This is a genomic window from Shewanella psychropiezotolerans, from assembly GCF_007197555.1.
In the GTDB taxonomy this organism is placed as follows: Bacteria; Pseudomonadota; Gammaproteobacteria; order Enterobacterales; family Shewanellaceae; genus Shewanella; species Shewanella psychropiezotolerans.
Genome location: NZ_CP041614.1, coordinates 2,657,622 through 2,678,947 on the forward strand (window position 1 = coordinate 2,657,622; position 21,326 = coordinate 2,678,947).

13 protein-coding genes, 8 tRNA genes and 2 pseudogenes are annotated in these 21,326 nt (G+C 46.4%); 19 read left to right on the forward strand and 4 right to left on the reverse strand.

What is annotated here, in order from left to right; translation table 11 throughout:
• Positions 1–29 precede the first annotated feature (29 nt).
• Positions 30–716 (reverse strand): ribonuclease T, encoded by a 687-nt coding sequence (gene rnt / locus FM037_RS11810; protein ID WP_144046171.1) that lies wholly within the window; start codon positions 714–716, stop codon positions 30–32.
• A gap of 142 nt (positions 717–858) precedes the next feature.
• Here rnt and FM037_RS11815 point away from each other — a divergent pair, with 142 nt between their 5' ends.
• The 18 genes and pseudogenes from FM037_RS11815 to FM037_RS11900 all read left to right on the forward strand — a co-directional run bounded on the left by FM037_RS11815 (position 859) and on the right by FM037_RS11900 (position 13,385).
• A complete protein-coding gene (locus FM037_RS11815; RefSeq protein WP_144046172.1) occupies positions 859–1,728 on the forward strand; it encodes a flagellar protein MotY in 870 nt (289 codons plus the stop codon).
• Between the two features lie 616 nt (positions 1,729–2,344).
• Positions 2,345–4,494 (forward strand): annotated as a pseudogene (locus FM037_RS11820) (prolyl oligopeptidase family serine peptidase).
• 168 nt (positions 4,495–4,662) lie between these two features.
• Positions 4,663–5,061, forward strand: coding sequence for a tol-pal system-associated acyl-CoA thioesterase (gene ybgC / locus FM037_RS11825; protein ID WP_144046173.1), 399 nt, complete (start codon positions 4,663–4,665; stop codon positions 5,059–5,061).
• Positions 5,051–5,740 carry a protein TolQ gene (tolQ, locus tag FM037_RS11830; RefSeq protein WP_144046174.1) on the forward strand — a complete coding sequence of 230 codons (690 nt, stop codon included), beginning with the start codon at positions 5,051–5,053 and terminating at the stop codon, positions 5,738–5,740. The genes ybgC and tolQ overlap by 11 nt, the downstream gene beginning before the upstream one ends.
• Positions 5,740–6,174: a protein TolR gene (gene tolR, locus FM037_RS11835; protein ID WP_144046175.1), complete on the forward strand. Its 435-nt coding sequence runs from the start codon at positions 5,740–5,742 to the stop codon at positions 6,172–6,174. Before tolQ ends, tolR begins: the two co-directional genes overlap by 1 nt.
• Before the next feature lie 3 nt (positions 6,175–6,177).
• Entirely contained in the window at positions 6,178–7,137 is a 960-nt protein-coding gene (tolA, locus tag FM037_RS11840) for a cell envelope integrity protein TolA (RefSeq protein WP_144046176.1), read from the forward strand.
• A gap of 10 nt (positions 7,138–7,147) precedes the next feature.
• Positions 7,148–8,476 (forward strand): Tol-Pal system beta propeller repeat protein TolB, encoded by a 1,329-nt coding sequence (tolB, locus tag FM037_RS11845; RefSeq protein WP_144046177.1) that lies wholly within the window; start codon positions 7,148–7,150, stop codon positions 8,474–8,476.
• A gap of 36 nt (positions 8,477–8,512) precedes the next feature.
• On the forward strand, positions 8,513–9,049 hold the full coding sequence (gene pal / locus FM037_RS11850; protein ID WP_144046178.1) for a peptidoglycan-associated lipoprotein Pal: 537 nt from the start codon (positions 8,513–8,515) through the stop codon (positions 9,047–9,049).
• 19 nt (positions 9,050–9,068) lie between these two features.
• The gene (ybgF, locus tag FM037_RS11855) at positions 9,069–9,797 is read left to right on the forward strand and encodes a tol-pal system protein YbgF (protein ID WP_144046179.1); all 729 of its coding nucleotides are present in this window, start codon (positions 9,069–9,071) and stop codon (positions 9,795–9,797) included.
• Positions 9,798–10,076: 279 nt separating this feature from the next.
• Positions 10,077–10,152 (forward strand) — tRNA-Lys (locus FM037_RS11860).
• A 118-nt stretch (positions 10,153–10,270) separates the two neighbouring features.
• A tRNA-Lys gene (locus FM037_RS11865) sits at positions 10,271–10,346 on the forward strand.
• Positions 10,347–10,601: 255 nt separating this feature from the next.
• A tRNA-Lys gene (locus FM037_RS11870) sits at positions 10,602–10,677 on the forward strand.
• A gap of 55 nt (positions 10,678–10,732) precedes the next feature.
• A tRNA-Lys gene (locus FM037_RS11875) sits at positions 10,733–10,808 on the forward strand.
• Positions 10,809–11,003: 195 nt separating this feature from the next.
• Positions 11,004–11,079, forward strand: a tRNA-Lys gene (locus tag FM037_RS11880).
• Positions 11,080–11,268: 189 nt separating this feature from the next.
• Positions 11,269–11,344, forward strand: a tRNA-Lys gene (locus tag FM037_RS11885).
• Between the two features lie 55 nt (positions 11,345–11,399).
• A tRNA-Lys gene (locus FM037_RS11890) sits at positions 11,400–11,475 on the forward strand.
• A 56-nt stretch (positions 11,476–11,531) separates the two neighbouring features.
• A tRNA-Lys gene (locus FM037_RS11895) sits at positions 11,532–11,607 on the forward strand.
• A gap of 623 nt (positions 11,608–12,230) precedes the next feature.
• Complete coding sequence (locus FM037_RS11900; RefSeq protein WP_144046180.1) at positions 12,231–13,385, forward strand: DcaP family trimeric outer membrane transporter; 1,155 nt, start codon at positions 12,231–12,233, stop codon at positions 13,383–13,385.
• 95 nt (positions 13,386–13,480) lie between these two features.
• On the opposite strand, the gene FM037_RS11905 is transcribed toward FM037_RS11900, so the two are convergent.
• The 3 genes from FM037_RS11905 to acs all read right to left on the reverse strand — a co-directional run bounded on the left by FM037_RS11905 (position 13,481) and on the right by acs (position 17,670).
• Positions 13,481–13,750, reverse strand: coding sequence for a GrxA family glutaredoxin (locus FM037_RS11905; protein WP_013051073.1), 270 nt, complete (start codon positions 13,748–13,750; stop codon positions 13,481–13,483).
• Positions 13,751–13,812: 62 nt separating this feature from the next.
• Entirely contained in the window at positions 13,813–15,555 is a 1,743-nt protein-coding gene (locus tag FM037_RS11910) for a DEAD/DEAH box helicase (protein WP_144046181.1), read from the reverse strand.
• Positions 15,556–15,717: 162 nt separating this feature from the next.
• Positions 15,718–17,670 (reverse strand): acetate--CoA ligase, encoded by a 1,953-nt coding sequence (acs, locus tag FM037_RS11915; protein ID WP_144046182.1) that lies wholly within the window; start codon positions 17,668–17,670, stop codon positions 15,718–15,720.
• Positions 17,671–17,847: 177 nt separating this feature from the next.
• Here acs and FM037_RS11920 point away from each other — a divergent pair.
• A pseudogene (locus FM037_RS11920) lies at positions 17,848–21,269 on the forward strand (hybrid sensor histidine kinase/response regulator).
• Positions 21,270–21,326: the final 57 nt, after the last annotated feature.

A 21,326-nucleotide genomic window follows, 5' to 3' on the forward strand; every position in this document is an offset into this window, starting at 1 on the left:
TGATTAGCTTGGCTCTAGATTTAAGCCTATTAATCCGTGCTTGCTTGACTCGCCGTTTCAACAGGTGCATCAAGGTCGTGATTAACCGCTAATGGCCAGCCGCCGAGGGCTTTCCACTTGTTGACTATATGACAAAATAGCTCTGCGGTACGCTCGGTATCGTAAAGCGCCGAGTGGGCTTCGCTGTTATCAAAATCGATGCCGGCAATTGAACAGGCTTTGGCCAGCACGGTATGCCCCAGCGCTAAGCCTGAAAGTGCGGCGGTATCGAAGGTGGCAAAAGGGTGGAAAGGCGTACGTTTAAGCGCGCAACGTTCAATCGCCTTGGATACAAAGCCATGATCGAATGCGGCGTTGTGGGCGACTATGATACTTCTGTGACAGCCGACGGCTTTCTGCGCCTTCTTGACCTCTTTGAAGATCTCGAGGAAGGCTTCTTTCTCGCTGACAGCTCCGCGTAGTGGGTTCGTTGGATCTATGCCATTGAAGGCGAGGGCATCAGGTTCTAAATTCGCTCCTTCGAACGGTTCTATGTGGTAATGCAGAGTCTTGTCTAAACTGAGTATACCTTCATCATCCATTTTCAGCATGGTGACGGCGATTTCAAGCAACGCATCGGTTTGGGAATTGAAGCCGGCAGTCTCGACATCGATGACCACAGGGAAATAGCCCCTAAAACGGTGATTTAATTTGTTGGCGTCGCAAATTTCGCTCATTGAAAGTGTCCAAATAGTTATCAGGCCGCTATTATGAGGGAAGCACTTAATGCTGTCATGTCTGAATGGCTATTTTTTAAGCTAAAGGTCTGTAAAAGTGTGCCGATAGCATTAAGTAATAGAATTAATATGAGTATCAGGTATGTGGCTTAGAGTATTGATAGCGTCGACATTATGTATGCCCTTTTTTGCGACGGCAGAATTGCGTCATTATGTTGCCTCTCTCGATCAGTCACAGTGGAAGCTGAGTGGCAATACGCCGATCATATGCCGTCTCGAACATGATATCCCCGCTTATGGCAAAGCGGTGTTTACTAGCACTGCAGGTAAAAACCATAATTTGAATTTCAGTTTAGATATGTGGGTTAAACCTGATCAAGTCACTCAAGCAACCTTGATGAGTATGGCACCAGCTTGGAGACCGGGGATTCTCTCTAAAGAGATCACTGAGCTGACCTATCAGAAGTATTTCAGCGGCGAAGTACCACGTAATGCGGCCTGGTCCATGTTGGCCGAGCTTGAACGCGGCATGGAACCTACCTTTTACTACGCCGATTGGTACAACCAATCAAATAAAATCGCTGTTGGCCTCTCTGCGGTGAATTTTAATCGTAAATACAGAGATTTTAAGGCTTGTCTTGCCGGGTTATTGCCTTATAGTTTCGACGATATCGCTTTTACTGTATTAACCTATGAGTCGGGTGGTTCGGAGTTAACCCGCTTCTCTAAAGCACAGATAGCCAAAGTACAAGAGTACCTCGCTTATGACTCTGAAGTAGAGCTGGTATTGATCGATGCTTATACGGATAGCTATGGTGGTCGTTCAATCAACCAGAAAGTGTCAGAGCAGCGTGCGGACTCGGTGAAGAACTTCTTCTTATCGGCGGGGATCAATCAAGATCGTATCTCTACGGTTGGTCACGGGGAACGTCGTCATGTGGCCTCTAATTCAACCATAGATGAACGAGGCAGAAACAGACGGGTTGTCATTAGGATTAGTAAACCTATGTGATGGATTTCAGTAAAGGGTACGCCATACCCTTTATGTGTTAGTGATTAGGCCCAGCTTTGAAGTTGGGCTTTTTGTTGCTGACATTCTAGTCAGTGGAGAGCTAGAGAATTTTAGGTAAAAAAAAGCCCGCTTAATAACTTAAGCGGGCCGCAAATAATATATTGCAATCAACAAATTGAAGGAAGGAAGTCAAGCATAAGAACCAGGGATAAAATTCACGTGTCAGACACGGGAATTAAGAGTTCTTGTTTTCATATCTGTAAAACAGATACTTCCTGAAAACGAGATAAGTATAGGCTTAGGCACCTGAACTGACAAACTAGAAAAAATACCGTTTAGCATTAGAATATATAATGCGTATAAATGTGATCTAGGTCCGTAAATGCACTAATTTAGCTGGTTTCCGCTTGATTAAGCAAATTAACTGCATAATTCAACATCTACTTAATTAATCCATGTTACAGGGTTATTAATATGGCTATTGATGCAATCATTAGCCAGTCAATATTCTTTGATTGCCTCGCAAATAATTACTTGTATAGTGGCTTGCAATGCTGGGCCTAGGCTCAGGGGAAACATAATAAGAAATACCATCAATATCAGCAGGACAGCAAACATGATATTTAAAAGCAAATTGAGAAAGCAGCACCTATTAATCGCGAGTTTAGCTCTTGCGCTTATGGGCTGCCAGGCAGCGCAGCAAGAGTCAGGGCAAAAATCTTCTTCGGTCGCAATAGATGCCGGTACGATTGAAACCATTCACGGTGTGCAAGTTGCAGATCCCTATCGATTTCTTGAACAAGACACAGAGCGAACTCAAGCTTGGGTGAAGATGCAGCAAGCAGAAGGGAAAGCATACCTCTCAGGCATCGACAACAAACAAGCCGTGGTTGACCGTATCACCGAGTTGTGGAATTACCAGAAGGTATCGGCGCCGTTCGAGCATGGTAAATACACCTTCTTCTATAAAAATGACGGCCTGCAGGCTCAATCGGTACTTTATGTTAAAGCTGCCAATGGGGTTGAGAAAGTCGTATTGGATCCAAACATGCTATCGAGTGATGGTACTGTGGCTTTATCGGGTGTCTCGGTCAGTGGTGATGGCAAGACGTTAGCTTATGGCGTGTCTAAGTCGGGTTCTGATTGGCAGCAGTGGCAATTTGTCGATGTCAAAAGTGGAGCTAAACTCGATGACGAGCTAAAGTGGATTAAATTCTCCGAAGCCGTGTGGAACAAAGATAATACCGGTGTGTATTACGCTCGATATGATGCACCCGCAGGTGGCAACTTACTGGCCGATGTTAACTTCAATCAGAAGGTGTATTTTCATCAGATAGGGACAGAGCAGCTGACCGATAAGCTCGTCTATGAGCGTCCACAGAATAAAGACTGGGGTTTTGGTATTGAAGTCTCGGAAGCGGGTGACTATCTGTTGCTTTCAATCTCCCAAGGCACAGATACGCGTAATCGTTTCTTCTATAAGTCGCTGGAGAAGCCTGCTGAAATGCTGGAGTTGATCACGGACCTAGAAGCCGAATACATTTTCTTAGGCAACGATAAGTCGGTGTTCTACTTTAAGACAGATCTCGATGCACCAAATGGTAAAGTGATCGCAATCGATGTCAATCACAGTGATAAGGCCAATTGGCAAACCCTCATTGCCGAGTCGAGTGATCCAATCAGCAATATTGCAATTATTAACGATCACTTGGTCGTGAGTTATCTGCATGATGTGCTCGGTAAACTATCAATTTTTAGCATGAATGGGGTAAAGCGCCAAGACGTGACTCTTCCTGGTAAAGGCAAGGTTGCCGGTCCCTATGGTAAGCGCAGTAAAGACTATTTTTACTATGTCTATAATAGCTACGTGCAACCTAAGACAACGTACAGGTTTGATTTCAAGACGGGTGAATCATCAATTTACGCTGATCCAAAGGTGTCATTCAAGCCTGAAGATTACACTTCGGAGCAAGTCTTTTATACCAGTAAAGATGGTACTCGCGTACCTATGATGATCTCATACAAGAAAGGCATGCAGAAGAATGGCGCAAACCCGACACTGCTATACGCATACGGCGGCTTTGCTATCTCGCTGACACCAAGATTCAGTCCGGCCAATATAGCCTGGATGGACATGGGGGGATTTATGCGGTACCCAACTTAAGAGGTGGCGCCGAGTATGGTGAGAGCTGGCATCAGGCAGGCATGTTAGATAAGAAGCAGAACGTGTTCGATGACTATTATGCAGCGGCGGAATATTTAATCGATGAGAACTACACCAATAAAAGTAAGCTTGGGGCCTATGGCCGCAGTAACGGCGGTTTATTGATGGGAGCGACGCTGACTCAGCGTCCAGAGTTGTTTGCCGCCGTGTTACCGGCAGTTGGTGTGCTCGACATGCTCAGGTTCCACAAGTTCACCATTGGCTGGGCCTGGACCAGCGAATATGGCAGTGCCGATGTTGCCGAGCAGTTTCCAGCCTTGCAGGCTTATTCCCCATATCATAACGTGACCAAGCGTAGCTATCCGGCGACTATGGTGATGACAGCCGATCATGACGACAGAGTGGTACCGCTGCATAGCTTTAAGTTTGGTGCCATGATGAAGGCGAAACAACAGGGAGATGCACCAATCATCATGCGTATCGAGTCGAAGGCGGGTCATGGTGCGGGTAAGCCAACATCGATGAAGATCGATGAGTTTGCCGATATCTACAGCTTTCTATTTGAAAGTTTCGGGTTAAAAATACCGGAAAAAGTTAATTGATAATCATGTAATCGTGAAATGATGAAGAAAAGAGGAGCCTCGCTCCTCTTTTTTATTAACAATTTTTTATGATTATCACCCGCTTCTAAGCATGGCAAGCATTCACAATTGCATTGGGTCTAGGTATAGTAGGCCTCTATTTTATCTCAAGATTGGCGCTTAGAATTCATGTTTCGTTGGCCTATTTCTGTCTATTACGAAGATACCGATGCAAGTGGCGTTGTTTATCATTCAAATTATCTTAATTTTTTTGAGCGAGCTCGTACCGAGTGGCTGAAGGCTATGGGGGTCAAGCAGGCTGCTCTGTTGGCCGATGATATTGCTTTTGTGGTTAAAAGGGCCGAATTAAATTTTTGCCGTGCAGCAAGATTTGAGCAGAACCTTATCGTCGAAACAGTTGTCATAGATTTGAAGAAAGCATCCTTGATGTTTGAACAGAAGTTAATTGACGAGCAAGGCGTTATATATTGTGAGGCTAAAGTCTTAGTCGCCTGTATTTCTTTATCGCGTATGCGACCTCGTGCCATCCCCAAAAATATAGTTCAGGAGTTTAAAGGTGGAAGCTGAAATTTCAATTATAGGGTTATTTTTACAAGCCAGTATCTTGGTTAAATTTGTGATGATCACCTTGCTGGGGCTGTCTGTGATGTCCTGGGCCGTTATCATTCAACGTCACCGTTTATTGAAAGCTGCGAAGCAAAATGCCCTCAAGTTTGAGGATAAGTTTTGGTCTGGAGTGGATCTCAATAAACTCTATAAAGAGTTATCGGCCAGACAAGATAGCAATACCGGATTAGAAACCCTGTTCCATACAGGTTTTAAAGAATATGCGAGATTAAGTAAGCTCAATAGTAAGGTTCCAGGGGCTGTGATGGACGGCAGTTATCGCGCTATGCGCGTATCTCTGTCTCGTGAGATGGAAAAGCTCGAAGTCCATTTACCTCTGTTAGCCACAATCGGGTCTACCAGTCCCTATATTGGGTTATTCGGCACTGTTTGGGGGATCATGAACTCCTTTATCGCTCTGGGCGCGGTGCAAAATGCCACTCTTGCCATGGTCGCTCCGGGTATTGCTGAAGCCTTGATTGCCACGGCTATGGGTTTGTTTGCCGCTATCCCAGCCGTGATCGCCTATAACCGCTTCACGACTCTGGTGGATAGTGTTGAGATGTCCTATGCGAATTTCATGGAGGAGTTTTCCAGCATCTTGCATCGTCAAGCATACAGTGACAGGGAAGAAAGCTAATGCAGCAGGGCTATCAGCGAAAACGCCGGCGCCCCGTTGCCGAGATTAATGTGGTGCCTTATATCGATGTGATGTTGGTATTGTTGATCATCTTCATGGTGACGGCGCCAATTGTCACCCAAGGCGTGAAAGTGGATCTTCCTCAAGCGACATCTGAGATGCTTCCCGCCGACAGTAAGCCGCCGATCGTCGCCTCTATCGATGCCGACGGGGATTACTTTTTGGATGTGGGCAGCTCAAGTTCGAAGGAGCCCTTAGATCTTGAAGAGGTCGCGATTCGTGTGGGCGCCATCATTCAATTGGAACCCGAGCGCCCTGTAGTGGTAAAAGCCGATAGAAGTATCGCCTATGATAAAGTGATCCAATTAATGGTGAGCTTACAAGGTGCAGGCGTTCCTTCGGTTGGTTTGATGACAGATTCACCTGGAGACTAGTCGGTGGCAGCTAAATCAGATTTTACCTTACCTTTAGTTATTTCAGCTGGTATTCATATTGGCGTGTTAGTCATCCTCGTCATGGGCGTAGATTTTTCCGATAAACCAAAACCTCAGCCTCAGGTGAGCGCGCCAGCGATGAAGGCCGTGGTGGTCGATCAGAAATTAGTGGCTCAGCATGTTGAGAGGTTAAAGGCTGAGAAAAGAGAGATTGCTCGACAAGAGAAGGCGCGTCAGGATGAATTGGAACGCCAAGCGACTGAAGCTCGTCAGCAAAGAGAGCGCGAGCAGGCTCAAATTAAAAAGTTGGAAATTGAGCGCAAGCAGAAAGAGATAGAAACTAAGAATGCACTGGCTGCGGCAAAAGCGGCTCAGTTGAAGCAGAAGCAGGAAAAAGAGAAGGCGCAACAGGCAGAAGAGTTCCGTAAGCAGAAAGAGAAAGAGCGTCAGGCTTCTGAAGAGGCGGCTAAGAAAGCCGAGGCGAAACGAAAACAGGAAGAGGCCGTGGCTAAAAAAGCTGCCGATGAGCGTAAACGTAAAGCAGATGCTGAGCGAAAGCGTAAAGAGGAAGCCGAGCGTAAACGTAAGGCCGAGGAGAGAGAACGTCAACTGCAAGAGCAGATGATGCAAGATGCCTTGGCGGAAGAGCAGGCTGCACTGTCGCAAACCCGTAACAGGCAAGTGATGAGTGAGGTTCAGCGTTTTACCAGCATGATTAGGGCGACCATCCAACGTAACTTGGTGGTCGATGAGTCGATGCGTGGAAAAAGTTGTAGGGTATTTATTCGCCTAGCTAATGATGGCTTCGTTACAGGAACCAAGATACTGTCTGGAGATTCTGTAGTATGCCGTGCGACTAAGGCTGCTATAAACAAGGCTGGACGTCTGCCTGTATCGAGTGAGCCAGATGTGTACAGCAAACTCAAAGAAATTAATTTAACAGTTCAACCGGAATTCAATTAAGAGGAGTCCTATGAAGACTTTGGGGAAGTGGCTCTTTTTAAGCCTGATTATTTTAAGCTCACCAGTAAGAGCCGCGTTAGATATCGTTATTACCGAGGGAGTGGATGCCGCACGTCCTATTGCCGTGATCCCGTTTGTTTGGCAAGGGGCCGGGGCCGCGCCTGAGCAGATCTCAGATGTTGTTATGTCGGATCTTATTCGTAGTGGTACATTTAAGCCGCTCGATGAATTAGGCCTACCTCAACGTAATATTAGTAGTGTGTCTCAGTTTGTCGCTAAAGGCTGGTCAAGCATCGGCGCCGAAGCTGTTGTGATGGGCTCTGTCAAACCTTATGGTAATGATCAATACTTGGTTACTTTCGACTTGGTCGACCTGGTTAAGGCTCAAATGCAACAAGGTACGGGTCCTCAGTCTAATAGTGAATATCTTATCGATAGTCGAGAGACGGTTATCTCAGCCGCACAATTTAGGCAGTATGGTCACAGGATCAGCGATCTGGTCTATGAGAAACTGACTGGCATTCGCGGCGCATTCTTAACCCGTCTCGCCTACGTGGTAGTGAAGCATGGTGAGAAGTCACCCTATCAGTTAATGATCTCTGATTATGATGGTTATAACGAGCAGATGTTATTGCGTTCCCCTGAGCCACTTATGTCACCGTCTTGGTCTCCGGATGGTCGTAAATTGGCTTATGTCAGCTTTGAAAATAAAAAAGCCGAAATATTTATTCAGGACATCTATACTCAGTCTCGTAGCAAGGTCTCCAGTTTCAATGGCATTAATGGAGCTCCGGTATTTTCCCCTGATGGAAAGAAGTTGGCATTGACTTTATCTAAAGATGGCCAGCCTGAAATTTATGTGATCGACATCGCGACCAAAGCACTCAAACGAGTTACAAACCATTACGCTATCGATACCGAAGCTTCATGGTTTCCCGATGGTAAGTCTTTAATATTTACTTCTGAACGTGGCGGTCGCCCTCAAATCTATAAGGTGACATTAGCCTCGGGTAAAGTGCAGCGCCTGACCTTTGAAGGGGAGTGGAACTTAGGTGGTTCTATTGCACCAGACGGTCGCAGTATGATATTCGTAAACCGTACTAACGGTAAGTATAATATTGCAAGAATGGATCTTGAGACGCGTTTTATGCAAGTACTAACGTCAACGCGGCTCGATGAGTCACCGAGTGTAGCGCCAAATGGCACTATGGTGATATATGGAACAACCTATCAAGGTAAGCAGGTTTTAGGGGCTGTATCTACGGACGGACGATTCAAAGCAAGATTGCCTGCGGGCCAGGGGGAGGTTAAGTCTCCTTCATGGTCACCTTTTCTCTAACAATTTTTAACTATAAAAAATATTAAGGATTTTAAAATGGATCTCAATAAGCTGTTTAAAGCTATGTTGGTTGTACTTCCGATTATGGCCCTCAGTGCTTGTAGCTCTACTTCTGAGTCTGAAACTGATGCGACTAGCTCAACTTCAGGTTCCGGTAGTGAGTTAGCTACTGGTGGTGTTGAAACCGGAGGCGTAGCTCCAATTTTGACTCCTGAAGAGCAACAACGTCTGAAATATCAAGAGTTGCGTAAAGAGCACATCATTTATTTTGATTTTGACCGCAGTTCGGTATCGGCTCAGTTCGCAGAAGTCCTTCAAGCCCATGGTAACTATTTAGTTGAGCATCCAAATGTTCGCTTGATGATCGAAGGTCACGCCGATGAGCGTGGAACTCCTGAGTACAATATCGCGTTAGGAGAGAGGCGTGCGAAGGCTGTTGCTAAGTACCTACAAGGAATGGGCGTACTGCCTAGCCAAATGAGTATTGTCAGCTATGGTGAAGAGAAGCCATTAGATATGTCTCGTACAGATGATGGTTTCGCGATTAATCGCCGAGCTGTTTTAGTTTACTAACCGTTTGGTAGGTTTATCTATGAAAAGAGCCGTATTAACGACGGCAATTCTTCTTAGTATAGGTGTGGCGTCTGCTGCACCTGCACCGGTGGCTGATGCTACCGGTAGTTCTACTGAAGACAGAGTTGCACGTTTAGAAAGGATCCTTCAAGCAAAGCAACAGTCAGAATTCCAGACTCTGCAACGTTTGGATACGCTACAGCAGGAAGTGCTCGACCTACGTGGTTTAAATGAGCAGCAAGGTTATCAAATAGACCAGATGCTCCAGCGTCAGCGTCAACTCTACGAAGAGATCGCAAATCTATCGGCTAAGTCCGCTCAAGCGCCTATTGTGGCAACGTCACAAGCTAGCTCAACTTCCTCCTCTTCTACTTTAGGCGAAACAGCCAGTTATGAGCATGCCGTTAACTTGGTGCTCAAGCAGAGGAAATATGACGAGGCGATTCCTGCCTTCAGGGGATTCATAAAACAGTACCCTGACTCTACCTACGCAGCTAACGCTAACTATTGGCTGGGACAGCTCTTATATAACAAGAGTGATTTTGAACCTGCTAAGCAAGCGTTCGATACTGTAGTTAATCGCTTTAAAGACTCAAATAAGCGTGCTGATAGTTTAGTTAAGCTTGGGATGATAGCTGAGAAGGTTGGAAAGGTGTCTTCTGCGAAAGTTTACTACCAACAAGTTATTAAAGAGTATGCAAATAGCGCAGCAGCTCGCTTGGCACAACAGCAATTGTCTGCTCTTTAATCCTTATTTATTCAAAAAACAGGCTCTTAGTCTGTTTTTCATGCAAACAGCAAAAAATGTAAAAAATGCACTTGCAAGAGAAGACGAAAAAGGTATTATAGGCGCCCTCAGAGCGGCAGAGTCGCTTGAGGGTCTTGAGTTAATCAGTTTTCGAATCGTTTAACCAGAGATTTTGCTACTAAGAAGGGCCGCTAGCTCAGTTTTTTGTAGGAACAGACAGTTGGCTTTTAATCGGGTGATAATCGGTTATTAACTTTGAACTATCAGCAATACCAGAAAGGGCCGTTAGCTCAGTTGGTAGAGCAGTTGGCTTTTAACCAATTGGTCGAAGGTTCGAATCCTTCACGGCCCACCACTTCTTGAAAGTGTACGACTTAAGTTAATCCTTGGGATGTAAAATTCAAAACCACTCTAACTGAAAGTGGACTTGTTCATTGCGATGAAGAAGCAAATTCAGAGTGCAATACCAGAAAGGGCCGTTAGCTCAGTTGGTAGAGCAGTTGGCTTTTAACCAATTGGTCGAAGGTTCGAATCCTTCACGGCCCACCACTTCCTTTAGGTGGATAAACTGAGGAACGGTTGAAGAGAGATTAGCTCAGTTGATGCTTTGTTATAAGAGCACAGTTGGCTTTACTCTTAACTACCACATTGGTCGAAGGTTCGAATCCTTCATGGCCCACCACTTCTTGAAAGTGTACGACTTAAGTTAATCCTTGGGATGTAAAATTCAAACCACTCTAACTGAAAGTGGACTTGTTCATTGCGATGAAGAAGCAAATTCAGAAGTTTAAGCAATACCAGAAAGGGCCGTTAGCTCAGTTGGTAGAGCAGTTGGCTTTTAACCAATTGGTCGAAGGTTCGAATCCTTCACGGCCCACCACTTCTGAGGTGGATTTGCTTCAAGGCAAATGAATTCAGAAAAGCAATACCAGAAAGGGCCGTTAGCTCAGTTGGTAGAGCAGTTGGCTTTTAACCAATTGGTCGAAGGTTCGAATCCTTCACGGCCCACCACCCACCACTTCCTTTAGGTGGATAAACTGAGGAACGGTTGAAGAGAGATTAGCTCAGTTGATGCTTTGTTATAAAGAGCGCAGTTGGCTTTACTCTTAACTACCACATTGGTCGAAGGTTCGAATCCTTCACGGCCCCCACTTCTGAGGTGGATTTGCTTCAAGGCAAATGAATTCAGAAAAGCAATACCAGAAAGGGCCGTTAGCTCAGTTGGTAGAGCAGTTGGCTTTTAACCAATTGGTCGAAGGTTCGAATCCTTCACGGCCCACCACTTCCTTTAGGTGGATAAACTGAGGAACGGTTGAAGAGAGATTAGCTCAGTTGATGCTTTGTATAAAGAGCGCAGTTGGCTTTACTCTTAACTACCACATTGGTCGAAGGTTCGAATCCTTCACGGCCCACCACTTCTGAGGTGGATTTGCTTCAAGGTAAATGAATTCAGAAAAGCAATACCAGATAAGGGCCGTTAGCTCAGTTGGTAGAGCAGTTGGCTTTTAACCAATTGGTCGAAGGTTCGAATCCTTCACGGCCCACCACTTCTGAGGTGGATTTGCTTCAAGGCAAATGAATTCAGAAAAGCAATACCAGAAAGGGCCGTTAGCTCAGTTGGTAGAGCAGTTGGCTTTTAACCAATTGGTCGAAGGTTCGAATCCTTCACGGCCCACCACTTCTGAGGTGGATTTGCTTCAAGGCAAATGAATTCAGGAAAGCAATACCAGATAAGGGCCGTTAGCTCAGTTGGTAGAGCAGTTGGCTTTTAACCAATTGGTCGAAGGTTCGAATCCTTCACGGCCCACCACTCCTTGGTGGTCACCTTAACTCTGGTTCAAATCGATTTTCCTTTCTAAAATTTAGTTCTTATATAATCTACCCAATTAGTGATTCAGAAAAGCAATGCCAAAAAGGGTCGTTAGCTCTGTTGGCTTCTTATAAGTGCTTGGTTGTATATGAAAAGGCAGTTGGCTTTACTCATTAGGCCAATTGGTCGAATTCTTCATTTTAGGCAGCAAGAAGCCACCACTTTTTTAGTGATCCCCCTAATTCTGGTTTAAATCGATTTTCCTTTCTAAAATGTTAGCCCTTACATAATCCACCCAATTAGTGATTCAGAAAATTAAGCAATGCCAGAAAGAGCCGTTAGCTCAGTTAATGGTTTTTTATAGGAGCGCAGCAGTCTTGGTATTAACTCTTATTACATACAAGGGGGCGAATCCTTCACGTTCGAATAGTTCAAAGCCTTGTACTTAACGCTACAGCATTTCAGAGATAGCATCTCAAAGAGAGTGCCCGATAAAAGCGGTAGCTTATTACTTCAGATCTCGCTGTTATACTTTTGTCTTATAGACGTATTGCCAATGTTGTTCGATTGTTATCTAGTTCATATTATTGTAAATAATATAATAATGTTACGGGAGAGAGATAATGAGACAAGCAAAGATGAGCCTTGTGGCCATGGCGACTATGCTAGCAGTCAGCTCAGGGGCACAAGCAGGTGATACAGAGTTTAAATTTGGAGGTTATGTCAAAGCTGATGTGATGTTCAGTGATTACAGTAATGGCGCTCCTGATTCCGGTAACCTGTCCAGACAGTTCTATGTTCCTGGTACCATATATGGTGATGCTAGTAACGGCAATGAAGTTGTAGACTTTCAGGTTCGTGAGACCCGTTTCAATTTTAAGACCAGCACAGATCTCGACGGCCATAAACTCACGGGTTTTATCGAACTCGATTTTATGACCCATACCGATGGTAATGAGCGAGTATCTAACAGTTATTCTCCTCGTATCAGACAGGCTTTCGTCAGTTTTGACAACTGGACAGTGGGTCAAACCTGGACAACTTTCCAGAATCCCGGAGCACTTCCTGAGAACCTGGACTTTGTCGGTGCAGCAGAAGGTACACCTTTTGTTCGTCAGACTATGGTGCGTTATACCAATGGCGGCTTCCAGTTCGCGATAGAGAACCCAGAAACCACAGTGAACAGTTATGCTGGCAGCAGCGGATCAAGTTCCCGTATTACCAGCGGCAGTGGCATGGTACCAGATTTTGTGGCTCGATATAATTTCAAGACTGAAGGCGGCGCGAAATTCACCGTTGCGGGCTTGGCGAGACAGCTAAATGTTGAGATAGATAATCTCGATACCCAAGAGATGGGTTATGGTGTGAGCTTCACAGGGGTCATTCCTGTTGGTGACGATGACATTAAGCTCTCTGCTACCGCTGGCGATGGTTTAGGCCGTTACATGGCGCTGAACTATGCTAACGCCGGTGTATTAGATGCCAACGGTGAAATTGAAACCATCAGCTCTTATGGTGGCTTTGCTTCATATCGTCATTGGTGGACTGATCAGTGGCGCTCAAGCTTCACGCTTTCGGGCTTTAAGGCTGACAATAATGAAGCACTAACGGGGGGAGGGGTAAACAAAGAATCTTATTCTGCTTATGTAAACTTACTCTATTCACCGGTTAAGCCTATGACAGTGGGTGTCGAGTATATGTATGCAGAGAACACCAAACAAAATGGGGATAATGGCGAGTTAAATCGTGTCATATTCTCTGTGAAATACGTGCTCTAATATCAATCGATACATCCGTTTATAAAACAGTAAGATCAAAAAAGGAGGCTTAGGCCTCCTTTTTTAGTTGAGAATTGAGAATGCAATCTTATACGTTAAGCCGGAGCTGAAAGTAATTGATTGTCTCTGACATACTGTTCAAACTCAGTGCAACCACCGACATGTTCTTTGTCGATGAAGATCTGTGGGACAGTTTCAACAGGCTTACCGACTGTTTTTTCAAGATCCGCTTTGCTAATCCCTTCTGCATGGATATCGATATACTTAAACTTAAAGTCATCGCGAGCTTCAACGAGTTGCTCAGAAAGTTGTACCGCTCTAACACAGTAAGGACAGCCTGGACGGCCAAAGATTACGACAAACATATTAACTCCTGAAAATTTAGTCGCTACTTTTATACCATAATTGTGCTTAAATTGCATATTCTCTATTGAAGAAACTTATTCTCAGTTTGGTAGCGGCCTTGATAATCGAAGAAGGTTTCCTGCAGATCCCAACCCTTTTTATGCTTTTTGAGTAGCAACATATCTGGTTTACGAAACAGGTCTCGGGTTGCAATAACTTCTTGTACCTTGCTGTATCTTGGATGCTTTAGCCCAGGTGTTCTGGTGTGCGACAATACGAATATGGCATAGAAAGCGCGGATCTGCGCTTTGGTTTGAAAATTGAAGTACTGACAAAAATCGTTACCGTCGGTGTCTATGTATCTGATTTTTAGTCTGTCCTTATCCTCTTCGAATAACATGGCGTCACATTTAAACAGATGATGATGTTTCTGCTGCAGTACCTCTTTGAGGCGTTTATCGGGATCGATCAGCACGGCATCGCAGCTATGACAGATCTTAGCGGCAATATCATTTTCTTCACCGCAGTTTGGGCAGACTTTAGATCTAAACCTGAAATCACATTGCTTCTTCTGGCCACCTTGTTCGATTAACGCCTGACAGCGTCTACCGAAGTGCTCGATGATGTCGCCATCGTCATCGACCAGGCCCCAGAAGATATTAGCGAAATCGCACACTGGGCAATGTACCTGTACCGGAACAGATTTACTGTTCGGCTTGTTTTGACCCACTTCCGGAAAGTAGAGATCGTAGCCGTTAGCGGCATAGTCAATGATGAGGCACTCAGATTTTCCCTCGCAGATTCTCAAGCCCCGACCGACCATCTGCTGGAACAGGCTCACCGAAGCTGTCGGGCGTAGAATGGCGATAAGATCCACATGGGGCGCATCGAAGCCTGTGGTTAATACGGCGACGTTTATCAGGTACTTAATCTTTCTGGCCTTAAACTGCTCAATCAGGCTATCGCGCTGCTCGGTGCTGGTCTTGCCTGTGATCAGCGCCGCTTGCTCTTTAGATAAGAGTTTGAGTATCTCTTCGGCGTGACGGACTGTGGCGGCAAAGATGATCACGCCTTGTCTGCTGCTGCCTATCTGCACCAGTTGTTTAACGATGGCCGTGGTTGCCCGGCCGCAATGGCTGAGTAGGTCATTGACTTCGGCTTCTTGATATTGGCCGCTAGTAGAGGCTTTAAGGAAGCTGAAATCATATTGGGCACTGAGGCCATCGAATATTTTAGGTGTGCTCAGGTAGCCGCGTTTTATCAAGGGGCGCATGGGGAGTTCGAAGATGCATTGCTCAAATACCGCCTTGTCAGGGTTGCCTACCTTACCATGATAGTGGTGACGGTAGATCCAACCGAGATCGAGTCGGTAGGGGGTTGCTGTGAGTCCCAGCAGCCTGATTTTGGGATTGATGCTCTTAAGGTGTATTAGCAGCTGTTGATATTGGCTGTCTTTATCCTGACTTATCCTGTGACACTCGTCTATGATCACCAGAGAAAATGGGGTGCTAAACTTCTCCGGCGCTCTCACCGCAGATTGAATGCTGGCGACTATGGTTTTATCTTCGGTGGATTTTTGATTCAAGCCTGCAGAGTAGATCCCGGCGGCCGTGGTCAATATGCCGACTTTTTCGGCATTTTGTGCAACGAGCTCTTTGACATGGGTTAAGACCAAGACTCTGCCATTGGCGATACGGGCCAGCTCGGCAATCACTATGCTTTTACCCGCTCCAGTAGGCAACACCAGTACGGCTGAGTCTGGGCTTGCCTTGAAGTGTTTTACCGCCGAGTCGATCGCTTGTTGTTGATAGTCTCTTAATTGCACAAAAATCTGCTGTTCAAAATACCGATGGCAAAGCATATCAGTGGGATGATTGAGTCGCTATGTTTCCCGTTAATTAATTTCATCTGGACAATAAAAAGCCCCTCATGTGAGGGGCTAGCAAGATTACTGTCTATCTTCGAATCATGACTCGCTGTAAATCAGTTATTCGCTGCGGTTCAGACGAGACTCAATCAAGACATCGATCACAGCCGGATCGGCTAGTGTCGATGAGTCACCTAAGTTGGTCACTTCATTGGCTGCAATCTTTCTCAGGAAACGGCGCATGATCTTACCCGAACGAGTCTTAGGCAGGCCGCCAGCCCATTGAATGAGATCCGGTGTCGCCAGGGCGCCAATCTCTTTTCTCACCCATTTTCTCAAGTCTTGGCGAAGCTCTTCAGATTCTACCGTGCCTCTGGTTAGCGTGACATAAGCGTAGATACCTTGACCCTTGATGTCATGGGGGTAACCCACAACAGCGGCTTCTGCCACACTTTCATGTGAAACTAAAGCGCTCTCTACCTCGGCGGTGCCGAGTCTGTGGCCAGATACGTTGATCACATCATCGACACGTCCCGTTATCCAGTAATAACCGTCTTCATCACGTTTAGCGCCGTCACCGGTGAAATACATGCCGCGGAAGGTCTTGAAGTAAGTCAGTGCAAATCTGTCATGATCACCAAAGACGGTACGCATCTGTCCGGGCCAAGAATCGAGTATAACCAGGTTGCCTTCGGCTGCACCTTCTATGATGTTACCCATGTTATCGACAAGGGCTGGTTGTACGCCGAAGAAGGGGCGGGTAGCCGAGCCAGGCTTGGTATCGATGGCGCCAGGAAGCGGGCTGATCAGAATACCGCCGGTTTCGGTCTGCCACCAGGTATCGACGATTGGACACTGCTCGTGACCTATGACTTCGTTATACCAGCGCCAAGCTTCTGGATTAATGGGTTCACCCACGGATCCCATGATGCGCAGTGAGCTGCCATCGAATTTATCAAATTGTTCCTTGCCTTCTGCCATCAGAGCGCGAATAAGAGTCGGTGCGGTATAGAGTATGTTGACTTTATGGCGATCGACAATTTCACCCAAACGAGAAGGTGTTGGGTAGTTAGGTACCCCTTCGTGGATCAGTACGGTTGCGGCATTGGCAAGCGGGCCATAGACCATATAGGAGTGACCGGTGATCCAACCCACATCTGCGGTACACCAGTAGACTTCACCGTCTTTGTAATCGAACACATATTCATGGGTCATGGACGCGTAGACCATGTAACCACCTGTAGTATGTAACACACCTTTAGGATTACCGGTTGATCCCGAAGTATAAAGCAGGAATAGAGGATCTTCGGCGCCCATCTCTTCGGGTACGCAATGCTCAGAAGCTGTTTCCATGACAGTATCCCACTTGATGTCACGGCCTTCTTCCCAGTTGATATCACCACCGGTACGCTCGAGAACGATGACACGCTCTACACAAGTCACATCAGGGTGTGACAGTGCCTGATCTATATTGGCCTTGAGCGGAATAATGCGACCTGCACGCACGCCTTCATCGGCGGTGACGATAACCTTAGAGTTACCATCTATGACGCGTGTGGCAATGGAGTCCGGTGAGAAACCACCAAATATCACTGAGTGAACCGCACCAATGCGAGCACAGGCCAACATGGCAACGGCAGCTTCCGGGACCATAGGCATGTAAATGGTGACCACATCGCCACGTCTCACACCTTGGCTTTTTAATGCATTGGCAAACTTACACACATCTTTGTGTAATTCACCGTAAGTAATGATGCGTTGATCTTTAGCATCATCGCCTTCCCAGATAATGGCGACCTTGTCGGCATTTTTTTCAAGGTGACGGTCTAAGCAGTTGGCTGAGGCGTTGAGTGTGCCGTCATAGAACCAATTGATTGACAGGTTATGATCGTCGAATGAGGTTTTCTTTACCTTAGTGAAGGGCTTAATCCAATCGATGCGTTGGCCGTGTTCTCTCCAGAAACCTTCAGGATTCACAATCGACTCTTGGTACATCTTTTTGTATTTTTCTTCGTTTATATGTGCGTTTGCAGCGATTTCGCTGGGAACTTTATAGAGAGACTGCGTGCTCATGGGGCTTCCCTTATATCTAATGAGATTGGGTTCAGTATGTAGGTTTCGGGGCTATTTGCTCTATTAGACCTTGGTCTAGTACAAAAATATCCTTTGTTTTTAGTCTGTTGTCAATAAACTCATGTCTGGATTTAATCTTCTATTTAACGCACAATGAGCATAAAAAATGAGAGTCATATGAATCTGACCATAGTGGTTGGCGTTATTGCCGTTTTTTATGTTTGTCTGCTCTTCCTGCTCGCGTGGGGGCGGAGCGTTGGTTCAGTAAAATAACCAAGAAGATCCAGGTGTGGATCTATGGCTTGAGTCTGGCTGTTTACTGCTCATCCTGGAGTTTTCTCGGCACTGTTGGCCAGTCGGCCCAAGACCTCTGGTCTTTCTTGCCTATATTTATCGGCCCCATCCTCATCTTTACCTTAGGCTTTGGCCTGCTGCGAAAGATGGTGATTGTCTCTAAAACCCATAACATCACTTCGGTGGCGGATTTTATTGCCGCCCGATATGGCAAATCTCAACTACTCGCGGTAATCGTCACCTTAATTGCGCTATTTGGCATCATGCCCTACATCGCCTTGCAGCTTAAGGCCATGGTATTTAGCCTTAATCTGTTTCAGCCCGATGACTCTCCCTTCGATGGTGCCCAGATATCCTTGATTATCACAGCTGTACTGGCCGTGTTTGCCATCTTATTTGGTACCAGAAAACTCGATGCTACCGAGCATAATCCCGGCATGATGTTGGCCATAGCCTTCGAGTCTTTGGTCAAGTTAGCGGCATTTTTACTCGTCGGTGCGGTGATAAGTTTTGGTTATTTCGATGGTTTCGGTGATATCTGGCGCCAGGCGGCGGAGCGAAACTTGATCAGCGAGCCCAGCCTCAGAGTGGAGTCCCTGATGCCTCAGCTCTTGGTGGGAATGGCGGCTTTCCTGTGCATGCCCAGACAGTTCCATGTGATGATGGTGGAGTGTATGGATGAGAAAAGTCTATTAAAGGCCCGCTGGATATTTCCCATCTATCTATTGCTGTTTGGCTTGTTTGTCGCGCCATTAGCCTTAGCTGGAAAGCTGATTTTAGGGGATTCGGTAGCCGCCGATACTTATGTGATTAATTTGCCTTTAGCCTTAGATCAACCCATGTTGGCCGTTGTGGCCCTGCTCGGTACACTTTCGGCTGCGACCGGCATGGTGGTGGTGGCAGTGGTGACCATCAGCGTGATGGTGAGTAACGAATGGTTGGTGCCTATCATGTTACGCACCGGGAAAATTAAGCAGAAAAATTTCAGTCAATTTTCTCAGTTTTTACTCAATGCCCGCCGCTTGTCGATCATTGTCATCTTAGGCTTAGGTTATTTCAGCTATCTCACCTTTATGGACAGCGACTCCCTCTCGGCGCTGGGGATGTTATCCTTCGGCGCTTTCGCTCAACTGGGGCCTGCGCTCATAGGTGGTATGTATTGGAAGCATGGCAATCGCTCTGGGGTGTTACTTGGTTTGCTTGTTGGCTTCGGTCTCTGGTGTTACATCTTAATCAAGGGAGCGTATGATGCCAGCGGTGTGTTTGGTAGTGACTTTGGTCTGCTGGAGACGATTAATCCCAATGTAAGAGATATTTTAACCGCCTTACTCGCCAACTTAGCTTGCTATATCTTAGGCTCTATCTGGTTTAGGGCTGGGGTATCGGAGCGTATTCAAGCCAGTGAATTTGTTACTCCCGGGGAGTTGAAGAATAGCAGCAGCCGCAAGGGAGCACCCATCTCTCAGCAAGATCTTTTGATCCTGGCGAGCCGCTTCGTTAGCCCGACTCGCGCCTATGAGAGTTTTTCTCGATTTTCCGAAGAAGCAGTGAAGAGTGACAGTTGGCATAAGGCGGCTCCTGCCGAGCTTATCGCCCACACTGAGCATATTCTGGCAGGGGTATTAGGCGGCTCGAGTGCAGCCTTGGTGATGGATTCTGTGTTGCAGGGCAGGGATCTGGCACTCGATGAAGTGTTTAATCTGGTCGATGAAGCCTCTTCCAAGATAATTCTCAGCCAAGACATGTTGCGCGGCGCCATAGAACACGCCTATGAAGGCATGAGTGTGGTGGATAAAGACTTAAATCTGGTCGCCTGGAATCATAAATACTCTGAGCTATATCAATACCCGCCAGGTTTCCTCAAAGAGGGAATGCCCATCAGTGAGGTGGTGCGTTTTAACGCCGAACGTGGTTTTTGTGGTGTGGGTGAAATAGAGGATCAGGTTAATAAGCGGGTGCAGCACATGATAAACGGCACCGCCCATGTGTCGGAGCGAGAGAGGCAAGACGGCAAGGTGATCAAAATACAGGGCAATCCTATGCCGGGTGGTGGTTTCGTGATGACCTTCACCGATATTACTCAGTATCGTGAGCACGCTAAGGCCCTGCAGGAGGTGAACGATTCTCTGGAGGCGAGGGTGAAGGAGAGGACCTATGAGCTGGCGATGTTAAACAGTCAGTTATTGGAGTCTAAAGCTCAGGAAGAGATGGCTAATGCCTCTAAGAGTAAATTTTTGGCAGCAGTGGGCCATGACTTGATGCAGCCCTTGAATGCGGCGAGATTATTTACCGCCTCCTTGTCTCAATATCCAAACTTAGATCAGGAGAGCAAGACGACACTCTCCCATGTAAACAGCTCGCTCAAGATTGCCGGTGAGCTGCTCACGGATTTGCTGGATATCTCTAAGTTGGATTCGGGTGTGGTGGATGTCAATCGTCGTGACTTTGCTATCTCAGAACTGCTCGATGGCTTGGCGGTAGAATTTGCTGCCATGGCCCAAGATTATCAGATCAAGTTCAGTATGGTGCCAAGTACAGCCTCCGTTAACTCAGATCTGAGTCTGCTCAGGCGGGTATTGCAAAACTTTTTGACCAATGCCTATCGCTATGCCAAGGGTAATCGCGTCTTGCTAGGCTGCCGTCATCGGGGAGATTATCTTGAAATCCAGGTACTGGATACGGGGTGTGGTATCGATGAGAGTGAAATTTCGGAGATTTTCAAAGAGTTTAAGCGTTTGGATAACCCCACCAGTAAGAGCGTCAGCGGCCTGGGTCTTGGTTTAGCGATTGCCGATCGGATCAGCAGAGTATTGGAGCATGAGATCAAGGTGGATTCAATTCTTGGTCAAGGTTCAGTTTTCTCAATCAGAGTCCCTATGGGCAAAACAATTACTGAGACGCAGGTGAAAAAAACGGCGGCCATGATCCAGCCTTTAGCCGGTGTTAAGGTATTGTGTATCGATAATGAAGAAACAATTTTAGCGGGGCTGGAGAGTTTACTCAGCCGTTGGCAGTGTGAAGTGATCTGTGCCACCGATCTTGCCGATGCCAGGATTAAACTGGGTCTCAAGGGGGTCGCACCAGACATCGTATTAGCCGATTATCATCTGGATAATGATGAAAATGGTGTCGATGCTATGGATGGCATACGTGCCCTATATGGTAGCCATCTTCCCGGCGTACTTATTACTGCCAATACCAATAAAGAGCTGGTGGATGAAGTTGAGCGTAAAGGGTATCGCTATATGGCGAAGATGGTGAAGCCCGCCGCGTTGAGAGCCTTAATTTCGAGTCTGGTTAAATAATACCAAGATTGAGGGCTGAATATGCCAGCTTGCAATGTGATCGTCAGCTCTTATCGA

What these genes read in the sequence shown, in the direction of transcription:
- FM037_RS11900 (WP_144046180.1), top strand. Translation starts at nt 12,231, where the DNA reads ATGAGACAAGCAAAGATGAGCCTTGTGGCCATGGCGACTATGCTAGCA.
- acs (WP_144046182.1), bottom strand. Translation starts at nt 17,670, where the DNA reads ATGAGCACGCAGTCTCTCTATAAAGTTCCCAGCGAAATCGCTGCAAAC.
- rnt (WP_144046171.1), bottom strand. Translation starts at nt 716, where the DNA reads ATGAGCGAAATTTGCGACGCCAACAAATTAAATCACCGTTTTAGGGGC.
- ybgF (WP_144046179.1), top strand. Translation starts at nt 9,069, where the DNA reads ATGAAAAGAGCCGTATTAACGACGGCAATTCTTCTTAGTATAGGTGTG.
- FM037_RS11815 (WP_144046172.1), top strand. Translation starts at nt 859, where the DNA reads ATGTGGCTTAGAGTATTGATAGCGTCGACATTATGTATGCCCTTTTTT.
- tolR (WP_144046175.1), top strand. Translation starts at nt 5,740, where the DNA reads ATGCAGCAGGGCTATCAGCGAAAACGCCGGCGCCCCGTTGCCGAGATT.
- tolB (WP_144046177.1), top strand. Translation starts at nt 7,148, where the DNA reads ATGAAGACTTTGGGGAAGTGGCTCTTTTTAAGCCTGATTATTTTAAGC.
- FM037_RS11905 (WP_013051073.1), bottom strand. Translation starts at nt 13,750, where the DNA reads ATGTTTGTCGTAATCTTTGGCCGTCCAGGCTGTCCTTACTGTGTTAGA.
- pal (WP_144046178.1), top strand. Translation starts at nt 8,513, where the DNA reads ATGGATCTCAATAAGCTGTTTAAAGCTATGTTGGTTGTACTTCCGATT.
- ybgC (WP_144046173.1), top strand. Translation starts at nt 4,663, where the DNA reads ATGTTTCGTTGGCCTATTTCTGTCTATTACGAAGATACCGATGCAAGT.